Origin of the sequence: Streptomyces sp. NPDC060209 (assembly GCF_042728155.1) — a bacterium.
GTDB lineage: Bacteria > Actinomycetota > Actinomycetes > Streptomycetales > Streptomycetaceae > Streptomyces.
In genome coordinates this window covers 1-12870 of the sequence record NZ_JBHWZS010000043.1, presented here as the reverse complement: position 1 = coordinate 12870, position 12870 = coordinate 1, and the positions used below count along the sequence as shown (strand labels likewise).

At 72.1% G+C, this 12870-nt stretch carries 12 protein-coding genes; 3 read left to right on the top strand and 9 right to left on the bottom strand.

Annotated elements, in window-relative coordinates; genetic code table 11:
• Positions 1 to 173: 173 nt before the first annotated feature.
• The 9 genes from ACFWFI_RS11575 to ACFWFI_RS11535 form a co-directional block, all read right to left on the bottom strand.
• Positions 174 to 791 (bottom strand): Rv1733c family protein, encoded by a 618-nt coding sequence (locus ACFWFI_RS11575; protein ID WP_387388044.1) that lies wholly within the window; start codon positions 789 to 791, stop codon positions 174 to 176.
• Between the two features lie 134 nt (positions 792 to 925).
• The gene (locus tag ACFWFI_RS11570; protein ID WP_387388042.1) at positions 926 to 1750 is read right to left on the bottom strand and encodes an MOSC domain-containing protein; all 825 of its coding nucleotides are present in this window, start codon (positions 1748 to 1750) and stop codon (positions 926 to 928) included.
• A 45-nt stretch (positions 1751 to 1795) separates the two neighbouring features.
• The gene (locus ACFWFI_RS11565) at positions 1796 to 2287 is read right to left on the bottom strand and encodes a DUF6643 family protein (protein WP_387388040.1); all 492 of its coding nucleotides are present in this window, start codon (positions 2285 to 2287) and stop codon (positions 1796 to 1798) included.
• A 187-nt stretch (positions 2288 to 2474) separates the two neighbouring features.
• A complete protein-coding gene (locus ACFWFI_RS11560) occupies positions 2475 to 2972 on the bottom strand; it encodes a MarR family winged helix-turn-helix transcriptional regulator (RefSeq protein ID WP_387388038.1) in 498 nt (165 codons plus the stop codon).
• A gap of 138 nt (positions 2973 to 3110) precedes the next feature.
• A complete protein-coding gene (locus ACFWFI_RS11555) occupies positions 3111 to 6044 on the bottom strand; it encodes a BTAD domain-containing putative transcriptional regulator (protein WP_387388036.1) in 2934 nt (977 codons plus the stop codon).
• Between the two features lie 205 nt (positions 6045 to 6249).
• The gene (locus ACFWFI_RS11550) at positions 6250 to 7047 is read right to left on the bottom strand and encodes a shikimate dehydrogenase family protein (protein WP_387388034.1); all 798 of its coding nucleotides are present in this window, start codon (positions 7045 to 7047) and stop codon (positions 6250 to 6252) included.
• Positions 7040 to 8089: a 3-dehydroquinate synthase family protein gene (locus ACFWFI_RS11545; RefSeq protein WP_387388032.1), complete on the bottom strand. Its 1050-nt coding sequence runs from the start codon at positions 8087 to 8089 to the stop codon at positions 7040 to 7042. Before ACFWFI_RS11545 ends, ACFWFI_RS11550 begins: the two co-directional genes overlap by 8 nt.
• Before the next feature lie 112 nt (positions 8090 to 8201).
• Complete coding sequence (locus ACFWFI_RS11540) at positions 8202 to 9092, bottom strand: ROK family protein (RefSeq protein WP_387388031.1); 891 nt, start codon at positions 9090 to 9092, stop codon at positions 8202 to 8204.
• A 64-nt stretch (positions 9093 to 9156) separates the two neighbouring features.
• Positions 9157 to 9591, bottom strand: coding sequence for a type II 3-dehydroquinate dehydratase (locus tag ACFWFI_RS11535; protein ID WP_387388030.1), 435 nt, complete (start codon positions 9589 to 9591; stop codon positions 9157 to 9159).
• Positions 9592 to 9751: 160 nt separating this feature from the next.
• Between ACFWFI_RS11535 and ACFWFI_RS11530 the strand changes: the two genes are divergently transcribed.
• The 3 genes from ACFWFI_RS11530 to ACFWFI_RS11520 all read left to right on the top strand — a co-directional run bounded on the left by ACFWFI_RS11530 (position 9752) and on the right by ACFWFI_RS11520 (position 12833).
• Positions 9752 to 10918, top strand: coding sequence for a DegT/DnrJ/EryC1/StrS family aminotransferase (locus ACFWFI_RS11530; RefSeq protein WP_387388028.1), 1167 nt, complete (start codon positions 9752 to 9754; stop codon positions 10916 to 10918).
• On the top strand, positions 10915 to 12039 hold the full coding sequence (locus ACFWFI_RS11525) for a Gfo/Idh/MocA family protein (protein WP_387388027.1): 1125 nt from the start codon (positions 10915 to 10917) through the stop codon (positions 12037 to 12039). The genes ACFWFI_RS11530 and ACFWFI_RS11525 overlap by 4 nt, the downstream gene beginning before the upstream one ends.
• Positions 12040 to 12140: 101 nt before the next feature.
• A complete protein-coding gene (locus tag ACFWFI_RS11520; RefSeq protein WP_387388024.1) occupies positions 12141 to 12833 on the top strand; it encodes an HAD-IA family hydrolase in 693 nt (230 codons plus the stop codon).
• Positions 12834 to 12870: the final 37 nt, after the last annotated feature.

Sequence of the window (12870 nt, the reverse complement as noted above, 5' to 3'; positions counted from 1 at the left end):
GCTGCCTCGTGCCTGTCCGCATGAGCCGCCGGTTCGCCGGCAGCCCTCCGGCCCGCCTGCCGAGGAGTCGGGCGGGCCGGTCCACCGTAGCGCGCGCGACGGGCGAGAGTTGACGGGTCGGCTGCTGAGAGGCCCTACTCAGCCGTGCACGAGGGGAACCTGCGTCGCCGGGATCAGCTGCCCGTACCCGTTCTGCCCCAGTCGGGGCCGACTTCGGCCCAGGCGCGGTCGAGCCGGGCGTACCGCCGTTGCATCATGCGCCATACGACGAGTCTGCGGGCGGTTTCCGTCAGACCGCCCGCGAGCAGCGCCACACCGATGCCTGCGAGCACCGCGTGGGTGTGCGCCGTGGAGGTGTCCATGGGGCGCATCGCCGTGTTGCCCCGGTCGTCCGTCCAGATCCGGATACGGGCGCCGGGAGCCGTCCCGGTGGACGCCGTCGACACGGTGCCCGTACGTGCCGTACCGTCCGGGGCGAGCCAGTCGGCCACCACCGACGTACGCATGGAGCCCTCGGTGACGGCCGCTTCGGGGTCCTGGGCGAAGCGGGACCTGCCCGAGGACGCTCGGACCACGACGGCGGCGGTGAGATGGCGTTGCTCGTGCTGGGCCCGCACCGTCCGCTGGAGAGCGTCGTCCGTGAGTGAACCGGCCTTCCAGCCGAGCACCGGTGCCACGAGCAGCATCAGCAGCAGCGCGACCAGCGCCACCCACGCCTCATGACGGTCGGTGGCCCGGCACACAGGATTGCGCCGCCACCGCCGGATTCCCAGAACCGCTCGCACAGTCATGCACCCCCTTCCCTGTCCGTGATAACCCGACAGGGCGACGAATACCTCCTCAGGCGGCGAAGAGAGAGCAACCTCACGCCGGCAACACCCCCTGTGTCACCCCGAGTTCCGAAGACATCACCAGGTTCGGGCGGTCAGCCGAGGACTCGCACCGGGTCCCCGACCCGGATCGCGCCGGTGCCCTCCGGGATCATGTTCTGGCCGAAGAGGAGATGCTTCCCGTCCCGGCGGTGCCGGGCGAGTGTGCGCAACGGCTCCTTGCCCCGCTCCGCCGTCCGCTGGTCGGTGGTCGTGATGACGCACCGCCCGCACGGCTTCACGACACGGAAGGCGACCTCCCCGATCGCGATCCGCTTCCAGCCGTCCTCGGCCCAGGGCGCAGTGCCGTCCACGACCACGTTCGGCCGGAACCGGTTCATCGGCAGCGGCCCCTCGTCCGGATGGTCCCCCTGGGCCACCAGCGAGTTGAGCGCGTCCAGCGAAGCGCGCGTGGTGAGGAGCAGAGGGAAGCCGTCGGCGAGTGAGACCGTCTCGCCAGGCCGGCCGAACTCCGGATCGACGGGCCTGCGGTGCGACGGCGCGTCGAGATGGACGAGCCGGACCTCCGCACCGAGGCGCGCGCTGAACCAGGCGTGTGCGGCCCCTGCGGCCACCGCCACCTCGACCTTGCTCCGGTGCAGCTCCGCGACGACGGTGCATGCCGGAGCGGGCACCTCCACCGTCAGCGGCGGGCTCCCGGGTGCAGACAGAGCCAATCCGCCACCGGGCAGGGGCTCGGCGGACAGCTGTGCCATGCGGGGCTGCTGACGCTGGGTGACGACCCTGTTCTCGATGTCGATCAGCATCCAGCGGCGGTCGCCGTCGAGTCCCCACGGCTCGACGACGGCCTCGTCGGCCGCGCGTGCGGCCAGCGACTTGACCGGATGGATGTACACGGCACTGAGTGCAGGAGAAAGCATGCTTTCATCCTGCCAGCCGTCACTGACGGTGCGCGCCGACGCGCGTCAGTACCCCCGGCTCTGATACGGGCGGTTGTAGGGGTCCTCGTACGGCGACTGCGCGGGAGCGGGCGCGGGCCGGGGGGAGGCGGGACGCATCGCCTCGTAACCCGTACCGGGCCGCTGCTGCTGTTGCGGCTGCTGGTAGCCGCGGGGCGCCGACGGCTGCTGCGGGATGTACGGCGCCGGCGCGTGCTGCAGCTGTGCGGGCTGCATCATCGGTGCCTGCTGCATCCCGGCGTTCTGGTACTGCGGCTGCGCCGTCTGCTGCGGGTAGCCGTAGGACCCGGTGTGCTGCGACGGGGCCGCGGGCAGGGCTGGGAGCGCCGACGGCAGAGCCGGCAGGTAGCTGTTCCCGGTGTCATAGGCGGCAGGGACCCGGATCGGTGCGATCTGAGGGGTCCCCCGCTCGGCGACCAGGGAGTCGTAGATCGGGGTGTCGGGGAACGACGGCGTGGCGTAGTAGCCGCTGCCGTAGGTGGAGCGGGGGGAGGTCATGACACATAAGTTAAGCCCACGATGTGCTGGTTGGGGAGCCCCAATCTTGGGGTCATCCGATTTATGCTGGTTCTGTCTGCCTGACCTGCCAAAACATCGTCAATGCTTCTGTTGACGGCGAGGGGCTTTCCCGCCGGAGTGCCCCATGGCTGACGAGAGGTGGCGGACGGGCCGCCCCGCTGCCGGATCAGGCGCAGCCGGTCGGCGGGGGAGCGGGGGGAGTGTCGGCCGCGCGCAGGCGGTCGAGCATCGCCTCGGAGATCTCGGTCAGCGCGTCGAGCTGACCTTCCTCGAGCGGATCCGTCAGCCACTGGCGGATGTGCGCCGCACGGCGCGGCAGCGCCGCGGTGATTGCCGTGAGGCCCTCGGGGCTGAGGGCGATGACGGTGCCCCGGGACGACCCGGGGCACGGCTCGCGGGTGAGCAGGCCGCGGCCGATCATCCGGTTCAGGTGATGGTGCAGCCGGCTCTTCTCGAACTGGGTGACACCGCTCAGCTCGAAGGCGCGCAGCTGCCGTTCCGGAGCCTGCTCCAGCGCGCTGAGGATGGCGAAGTCGGGTTCGGACAGTCCGGTGTCCTGCTGGAGCTGCTGGCCGAGCCGCCGCCAGAACAGCACCTGGCTCTCGAAGAACGCGTGCCAGGCGCGGTCTTCGCGCGCCGACAGATGGTCTGAGGTGCTGTTCATGGCACGGAATCCTAGGGAGGGCGAGGGGAGGTTGACACGTCACCCCAGTGCGCCATGGGTGCGCGCCCGTGTCAACCCGGTCCCCGTGCACCGGAGTCGGCAGCCCCGCCTCGTACCGGAGAGCGCCGTGCCGTCGCGTCAGCGGCACATCTGGTGCACGGTCTCCGGGCCGGCGGATTCCAGGCTCTGCCGGTGCAGCAGCAGGAGCTGCCGCCGTGCCGTACCCGCGTGCGGTGACAGTTCCGCCGCGCCCCGGTAGCAGAGGAGAGCCGTCTGACGGGCACCCGCATCCGCGGCCTTGGCCCCGGCCTCCGTCAGCGACTGGACGATCTGCTGGACCAGCGCGGCGGTCGGCCTGCCGGTGGTGGCCGTCAGGGACACGATCTGGCGGTAGTGGTGGATCAGCAGATCCCCCTGGTCGGCCGGGAGGCCCGCGATCCAGGTGATGGCACGGCGGTGTCTGACCACCCGGTCCCGGCGGGCCAGTTGGGAGTACGCGACCTCCCGGACCAGGCCGTGCCGGAAGACGTACGTGACGTCACGGGACAGCGCACCCTGCCGGACCCGGCGCAGAAAGTCCTTCTGCTCCAGCTGGCGAAGACCGGCCGCAGCCTCTTCGGGGTCCAGCTCCGACAGGGCGGCCACGCCGCCGGGCCCGATCCGGCCGTCGAGCACGGCGGCATCCCGCAACAGGGTCTTCCTCGCGGGCGGCAGTGTGTCCAGCTGGGCCGCGACGACATTGCGCACCCGCCGCGGAACGGGCGGTATCCCGCCCTGCGGCCGGTCCCGGAGCACCCGGGCGAACTCCTCGGCGAACAGCGGCACCCCGCCGACCAGGGAGACGAGCTCGGCGTCCGAGCCGGCGTCGACCCGGCGGTCCAGCAGGCCGGTCAGGAGCTCGGCGGCCGTGTCGTCGGGGAGCGGGTCGAGCACCAGCGTCGTGGCGTCACGCTTGCCGCAGGACCAGCGCGGACGACGCTGCCGCAGCTCCGGGCGCGCGGTCACGACAACCAGCAGCGGTACCCGGACGAGGCGCTCGGTGAGGTCCTCCACATGGTCCAGGAGCGCCCTGTCCGCCAGGTGGATGTCCTCCAGCAGCAGTACGGTCGGCTGTTCCGCCGCCACTTCCTCGATGAAGCGCCGCCCTGCCGACCAGAGCTCCTCCCCTGCGTCACCGCCGGACCGGACGACCGTGCCGCGTACCGGTACGACGACCTCGGGCCGCAGCCGGTCCAGCATCCAGACCGCCTCGTCACCGGTCCCCATCAGCCGGTGCACGGCGTCCGTGAGCTTCCGGTGGGCGAGCCCCTCCGGCTCACCGTCCGCGATGCCCGCGTACGAGCGCACGACGGCGGCCAGCGGCGCGAAGGCCCTTCCGCCGCCGAAGGCCGGCAGTCGCACCGTGAGTTCGCGGACGGCTCGCGAACGGTTCCGCAGCGAACGGCCGAACTCCGCCACCAGGCGGCTCTTTCCGAGGCCGGACTCACCGAGCACTGTGGCCAGGTGGGGTCTGTCGCGGCGCAGTACATCGCTCAACAGGCCCGTGAGGACTTCGAGCTCACGCTCGCGCCCGACCAGCCGGGTGCCGGCCTGCGCCGGTGCGGGGGAGGGGAGCACGACGCTGATCTCGCGGCCGGCGCCGGCGTCGCCCGGAGCGGCGTGGTCGAAGAGATAGCCGCTGGCCCGTCGAGTCGCCTCGGAGATGCGGACGCCGGTCCGGCCGGCGACGGCGAGCAGGGCTTCGCACTCGTCCAGCACCGAGCCGGTCACCTCGGCGGGATGGTCGTCGCCCGCGTCGTCGTACGTGGCCAGGACCTCACCGGTGGCCACCGCCAGCTGCACACTCATGCAGCCGGCCGGTGCGATGCCGAGCCGCTCGCGGATGGCCAGGGCCAGCCGCACCGCGCGCCCCGGATCGTCCTCGTAGGCGCGGGGGACGCCGAAGAACACCGGCCGCACGGAACCCAGCGTGCCGCGCACCAGCCCGCCGAACCGGGCCGCCTCCTCGACGACGATGCCCGTGAGATCGCGGAGGGCCTCGTCGATCTGCTCGGGGTCGTCGGCATCCGTGCCCACACGCGCGCGGATCAGCAGGACGCTCGCCTGCTTGCGTTCGGTCATCGCGCGCGCCCGCCGGTGCGGAGGACGCACCTCGGCACCGGCCGCGGACGGCGGTGCGGGTGGTGCGGCAGGGGCGGGAGGGCCGGGCGGCGCGTAAGTGGTGAGGGCGACGGCATGCTCGGCGGGCACCGGAACGGGCAGGGGGGCGAACACGCGCACGGCCGCGCGGCCGGGCGCTGGGGGCGGGCGGGGGTGGTCGGCGACGGACGGCTCGGGGGCCGCCTGATAGGCCAGCGCGGGGCGCTGGTTGAGGATCGCGCGCTCCAGGTCCTGGAGCTCGGGGGCGGGGTCGAGCCCGTAGCCGTTGACGAGCTCGTCGCGGATGCGCTGGTAGACGGCCAGCGCCTCCGGCTGCCGTCCGCACCGGTAGAGAGCCAGCATCAGAAGACCGCAGAGCCGCTCGCGGACCGGTTCCTCGTCGGCCAGGGCGGCCAGCTCGCCCACGAGTTCGCGATGCCGGCCGAGCGCGAGCTCTGCCTCGGCGCAGTCCTCGAATGCCGTCAGCCTGGCCTCCCGGACCACGGCGGACTCCGGCCAGGCGACCCCGTGCTCGGACACGTCGGCCAGCACCGGGCCCCGCCACAGGGCCAGAGCTTCCCGCAGCAGCCGTGCCGCCGTCGCCCACTCCTCGACCGCGAGTGCGGCACGGCCACGCTGCACCAGTTCCTCGAAGCGTGTCAGGTCGATCTCCGACGGGTCGACCCGCAGCACATAACCGGGGGGAGACGTCGTCAGCGAGACGGACTCGTCCTCCGAGAGCGCCCGGCGCAGCCCAGCGACAGCGTTCTGCACCATCTTGCGGGCCGTGGGCGGCGCGCCGTCCCCCCACAGGGTCTGGACGAGCTCCCTGGTGGCGACGACCTTGTTGGGGTGCAGCAGGAGATACCCCAGCGCCGCACGCTGGTTGACCCCGCCGAGCTGCACCGGCACCCCGTCGCGCGTGGCTTCCAACGGACCCAGCAGATTGAACCGCATCACATGCCCCCCGTCATGGCCGGCCGCAGGGACACGGGCGAGGCGCCGCGCGCTCACGTGGCCGTCGGGCCGGTCCGATCGGCATGTCGAATACGACCCGGCTGCCCAGCATAGGAGAGAACAGCTCTGCCGCCCTTGTTGCTTAATGGGCTGTTCACAGACTTTCCGCAGGGCCGATGTCTCACGGATCCAGACGGAAGAACCTGCGGTACAGGGCGACTTGATGGTCCAGCATATGGATGCCGTGATGGACGGAAAGGCCCAGTGAGGCCGCCTTCCTGAGCAGTTCGGTCTCCCGGGGGCGCATCACGATGTCGGCCACGACCGCGCCCGCGGGCAGCCGGTGCGGCGCGAACGGCAGCGGATCGCCGGGGTTCAGCCCCAGCGGAGTGGCGTTGACGGCCACGTCCGCGTCGTGCAGGCGCGGTGCGCCGGAGCCCGTCGCGCGGCCGGGCGCGCTGCGGTCGAGGCGGTCGGTGAGCGCGGACAGCCTGTCCGGGTCCGGGTCGAACACCGACAGGTGCGCCGCCCCAGCGCCCAGGAGCGCCGCGGCGATGGCGGTGCCCGCACCTCCGGCACCCGCGAGGAAGACCCGCTTGCCGCGCGGGTCGTGGCCGGCGCTCCGCAGACCGGCGACGAACCCGGCACCGTCGAAGTTGTCGCCGTACCAGCGGCCGTCGGGCTCGCGCCGCATCGCGTTGGTGCTGCCGACCAGCGCGGCGGCCGGGCTCAGCTCGTCCGCGTAGCGACAGGCGTCGAACTTGTGCGGGACGGTGATGAGCAGGCCGTCCAGATTGCTGATGAGCTGCAGCCCGCTGATGATCGCCCCGAACCGGTCCGCCGGTGCGTGCACGGGGAACAGCACGGCGTCCAGCCCGAGGCGCGCGAAGACCGGATTGAGCAGACCCGGCGCCCGCACCTGTGCCACGGGGTCACCGAGGACGGCGTACAGCCGTGTGCTTCCGCCGATGTCAGGCACGGGAGCCCGGCTCCCGTGGCATCGCTTCCAAGGTGGCGGCCACGACCCGCTCCGGGACGTCCCGCACGAGCTCGGCACCCCGGGGACCGTCCAGGACGAAGGTCAGCCCGTCGGTGGCCTTCTTGTCCAGCCGCATGAGAGCGATCAGCGCGGCGGTGCCCACATCGGCGGGCAGCCGGACGGGCAGCCCGTACCCCGCGACGACAGTGGTGTGCTCCGTGACCCGTGCCGGGCCGATCCGGCCGAGTGCCCCGGCCAGCCGGCCCGCGAACACCGTTCCCACGGCTACCGCCTCACCGTGCCGCAGCGCGAAGTCGGTGGCCCGTTCCAGGGCGTGCCCCAGGGTGTGGCCGTAGTTGAGCAGATGCCTTGGCCCGGTGTCGCGCTCGTCCGCTGCGACGACGGACGCCTTCAGCGCCACGCTCGCTGCGATCTGCTCGTGCAGTGGCAGCCCGCGCAGATCACCTGCCCCGATGAAGTGGCAGCGGGCGATCTCGCCGAGGCCGTTGGTCCGTTCCCTGGGTGGCAGCGTCTCCAGATAGTCGGTGTCGCAGAGAACGGCGCTGGGCTGCCAGTAGGCACCGACCAGGTTCTTGCCCTGGGGGAGGTTCACCGCCGTCTTCCCTCCGACACTCGCGTCGACCTGCGCCAGCAGGGACGTGGGCAGATGGATGACGGGCACACCGCGGTGGTAGAGCGCCGCCGCGAGCCCCACCGCGTCGGTGGTCGTACCGCCGCCGCACGAGACCACCACGTCCGACCTGCTGAGTCCGAACTCGGCGAAGCGGGAACAGAGTTCCTCCACCCAGGACAGCGACTTGTCCCCTTCGCCGTCCCGGGCGGGCACGACCAGTGAAGGTACACCGGGATCCGGCGTCCACTCGGGCGGCCTGGCCGACACCACGGCCGCCCGCCTCGCTCCGATCCCGGCCACGACCCCGGGGAGCGAATGACGCACGCCGGGGCCGATGTGGACGGGGTACGCGCGACCGGGCAGGGACACGTCGATGCGCCTGGGTGCCACGGCGGGAGTGGTGGTCATGTGTCTGCTCCACATCTGTCTGTCCTGAGTGCCGAAATACCGCGTCTTCGTGCTGACCGCAGTCCTGGGGCGAGCCGTTCCGAACTCCGGTCGAGTGGCCGACGGCCGTCCGTCAGTGACCGCGGGCCAGTGACACGGCCCCGTACAGCGACGACAGCCCGCCCAGCGCCGCTGCCCGTACAGGCACGGGGGGCGCCCCCGGCCTGGCCAGGCGCCCGGCATGTTCGGCGACGAGCGGGACGAATCCCGGCAGCCCGGAGGCGAAACCCCCGCCGATGAGGACGAGTTCGGGGCGGGTGAGCTCGCACAGGCCGGTCACGGCCGCCGCGAGTGCCTCGCCGCTCTCCTCGACTGCGGAGACCGCCCAGTCCGCCCCGGCCGTGAAGCCCTCCCGTAACGCCTCGAAGGGCACGGGCAGGCCCAGGAGCCCGGCAGCCCGGCGCAGCGTCGCCGGCCCGGACGCCAGCGCCTGCACACAGCCGCGCCGCCCGCAGTCGCAGCGTTCGCCGGCCCGGTCCACGACCACGTGCCCGACCTCGCACGAACCCCGGCCGGGTCCCGGGATCGGCCGGCCGTCCACGACGACCCCGCCGCCGATCCCCGTGCCGACCCCGAGATAGACGAGATTCCGGCAACCGGCCCGGCCCGCCTCGGCCAGGGCCGCCAGGTCACCGTCGTCCGCGATCCGGACCGCCGCCTCGGGGAAGAGTCCCCGCAGCTCCTCGCGCAGCCCGAGCCCGGTCCAGTGCGGGCGGCCCGGCCAGGTGACGACACGGCCCTCGCCGTCCAGCGTGGCCGGCATGGCGACCCCGACGGCCTCGACGGGACCTCCCCAGTCCGCTCGCAGCAGGCCGACGTGACGGGCCAGTGCTGCCAGGTCCCGCGTGCCGTCGGGCCGAGGGCGGGTGGAAGGCGACTCCGGCGCCGTGGGCCACCGGAAGACCGAACCCACGGCCCGTGCGCCGTCGCCCTCGATACGCAGGGCGACCTTGGTGCCGCCCACGTCGATTCCCAGATAGCCGATGACGACTCCCGATTCCGGTGTGTCCGTGGTCCGAGTGACGTACTCAGCGCGGCACTTTGGCCAGCAGGGCCTGGGCGGCGAGCCGGTAGCCGTCGGAGCCCAGGCCGACGATCGCGCCGTCGGCGAGCGGGGCCAGCACCGATGTGTGCCGGAAGTCCTCGCGTGCCCATACGTTCGACAGGTGGACCTCGATCCACGGGCGGGGGTACGAGGCCAGGGCATCGCGCAGGCTCCAGCCCGCGATCATCAGGGCACCGGGGTTGATGATCGCCCCGACCGTGTCGTACGCACCCTGGACCGCCTGGATCAGCTCGCCCTCCGACTCGCGTTGTACGGAGACGACCTTCCAGCCCCGGTCCGCGACCTCCCGGGCCACCGACTCCTCGATATCCGCGAGCGTGTCGGTGCCGTAGATCTCCGGCTCACGGCGGCCGAGTATCCCCAGATTAGGTCCGTTCAACAAAAGCAGCTCGGTCATGTCCCCGTTATAACAGCTGCACTTCCGGGCTTTCGTAAAACGAACGGAATGAACGCGGGACAGGAGAAATGTAGGGGGGTCACTAGGGGACATGACGGCCCGCCATTCCGTGGGTTAGCGTGCCGAAATCCGCATCCTCGACGAGAAAGGCAGCGGAATTATGGGCGCGATCGAGTATCCGGCTCCGGAGTTCCCGGAGTGGCCGCAGTACGACGCCGAGGAACGTGAAGGTCTCATCCGCGCGCTCGAACAGGGCCAGTGGTGGCGCATGGGCGGCAGCGAGGTCGACTCGTTCGAGAAGGAGTTCGCCGATTATCACGGTGCCGAGCGGGCGCTCGCCGTCACCAATGGCACGCATGCCCTGGAGCTCGCGCTCCAGGTGCTGGGTGTGGGCCCCGGGACGGAGGTGATCGTGCCGGCGTTCACCTTCATCTCGTCCTCCCAGGCCGCGCAGCGGCTGGGGGCGGTCGCCGTGCCCGTCGACGTCGACCCGGACACCTACTGCCTCGACGTGGCCGCCACGGGGGCGGCCATCACCGAGCGCACCCGGGCGATCATGCCGGTCCACATGGCCGGCCACCGCGCCGACATGGACGCCCTGGACAAGCTGTCGGCCGACAGCGGCGTCCCCGTCATCCAGGACGCGGCGCACGCCCACGGAGCCCAGTGGCGCGGCCGGAAAGTCGGCGAACTGGGATCGATCGCCGCCTTCAGCTTCCAGAACGGCAAGCTGATGACCGCGGGGGAGGGCGGGGCGGTCACCTTCCCCGACAACGCGTCCTACGAGGAGGCGTTCCTGCGGCACAGCTGCGGGCGGCCCTTCACCGACCGCAAGTACTTCCACCGGACGTCGGGCTCCAACTTCCGGCTCAACGAGTTCTCGGCCAGTGTCCTGCGCGCCCAACTGCGCCGCCTGGACAGCCAGATCGCCACCAGGGAACAGCGCTCACCGCTCCTCAAGCGGCTGCTGTCCGAGATACCCGGGGTGGTGCCGCAGGGCCGGGACGAGCGCGCCGACCGGGTCCCCCACTACATGGCGATGTTCCGCGTCCCGGGCGTCACGGAGGAGCGGCGCAACGCGATCGTCGACGAACTCGTCGCCCGCGGACTGCCCGCCTTCGTCGTCTTCCGGGCGATCTACCGCTCCGACGGGTTCTGGGAGACCGGCGCCCCGCGGGAGTCGGTGGACGAGCTCGCCCGCCGCTGCCCCGTGACCGAGGCCCTCACGGCGGACGGCATCTGGCTGCACCACCGCACCCTGCTGGGCACCGAGCAGAACATCCACCGGGCCGCAGAGATCATCGCCGACGTCCTGGCCACGGCATGACCGCCTCCGGGGGACGTGAAGGCCCGGTCAGGGTCGCCCTGGTGGGGCTCGGCTGGGCCGGCAGATCGATCTTCTGGCCCCGCCTCGACAAGCACCCGCTGTACGAGGTCACGGCTGTCGTCGAACCCGACGCCTCGGTCCGCGAACGGTTCGCGGGCGAGGGCGGCCCACGGGTGCTCGCCCACGACGCGGACCTGGACCCGGCCACCACCGACCTCGCCGTCGTAGCCGTGCCCAACCACCTCCATGCCCCCGTCGCCACCCGGCTGCTGCGCCGCGGCATCCCGGTGTTCCTGGAGAAGCCGGTCTGCCTGAGCGTCGCCGAGGCGGATCAGCTCGCCGCGGCCGAACAGGCGGGCGGCGCGGTCCTGCTCGCCGGAAGCGCGGCCCATTACCGCACGGACGTACGGACGCTGAGCTCGCTCGCCGCCGAGCTCGGCCCCATCCGGCACATCGATCTGGCCTGGGTGCGCGCCGGCGGTGTGCCGGACGCCGGAGGCTGGTTCACGAGCCGGCGGCTCTCCGGCGGCGGAGCACTCGTCGACCTGGGCTGGCACCTCCTGGACACGGTGGGATCGCTGCTCGGACCTGCGGACTTCCAGCAGGTCGTCGGCACGGTCTCCGACGATTTCGTCAACCGCGGTTCACGCCGGGCGTCCTGGCGTCAGGAAGGCGGGGAGGCCGCCCCGGCGCCTGCGGACGACGGGGACGTGGAGGACACCGCACGAGGCTTCCTGATCACCGACGGCGGCGCATCGGTGGCACTGCGCGCGAGCTGGGCCTCGCACGAGTCGCGCGACGTCACCCGCATCACCGTCGAAGGAAGCGCCGGCACCGCCACCCTGACCTGCACCTTCGGATTCAGCCCCAACCGCCAGGACCCCGTGCTGACCCGCACCGGGGACGGCGTCACCGTGGAGGTGCCGGTGACCGCCGATCCGGTCGGCGCCGAGTACGCCCGACAGCTCGACGACCTCCACGGCAGGCTCACCGACCCCCGGAGCCGCGGCGTGGCCGTGGCACAGGCACGGCAGACGATCGACGTGATCGAACGGCTCTACGCATCGGCGCGCACCACCGGACGGCGCCACCCGCTCCCGGCCGGTCATGGCGCGCGCTGAGGCCCGCACCGCGGGCCGTCCCACCAGGCACGGCCGAACCCCAGGCCGTCCGACCGCGTACGGCCGAACCGCAGGCCGTCCGAACAACGTACGGAGACCTCATGCCCACCCCGCTCCACCCGCCCTCCACCACGTCCACGGCGCGCGCGGCCGTCCCCCGCGCGGTGATCTTCGACCTCGACGGTGTGATCGTGGACAGCTTCGCCGTGATGCGGCAGGCGTTCCTGACCGCGTACGCCGAGGTCGTCGGCGACGACCAGGCGCCCTTCGAGGAATACAGCCGCCATCTGGGCCGGTACTTCCCCGACATCATGCGCATCATGGGACTGCCGACCGAACTGGAGGCGCCGTTCGTCCGCGAGAGCTACCGCCTCGCCGGCCAGGTGACCGTCTTCGACGGCGTACGTGAGCTGCTGCCGGAGCTGAACCGGCGCGGACTGCGGCTCGCCGTGGCCACCGGCAAGAGCGGTCCACGCGCCCGTTCCCTGCTCGACGGACTGGGACTGCTGGACGCCTTCGAGCACGTCATCGGATCCGACGAGGTGGCCCGGGCCAAGCCGGCACCCGACATCGTGCTGCACGCACTGGACCTGCTCGACGTACGGGCGTCGGAAGCGATGATGGTCGGCGACGCGGTCACGGACCTGGCCAGCGCCCGCGCCGCCGACGTCACAGCGGTGGCCGCGCTGTGGGGCGAAACCGATGAGTCCGCCCTGCTCGCCGAACGACCGGACGCGGTGCTGCGCAGGCCCGCCGATCTGCTGGCGCTGTGCCCGCAGAGCCTCACGGCCTGACGCGGCGCCCCGCAATCCCTTCACCACGGCGGCCCCC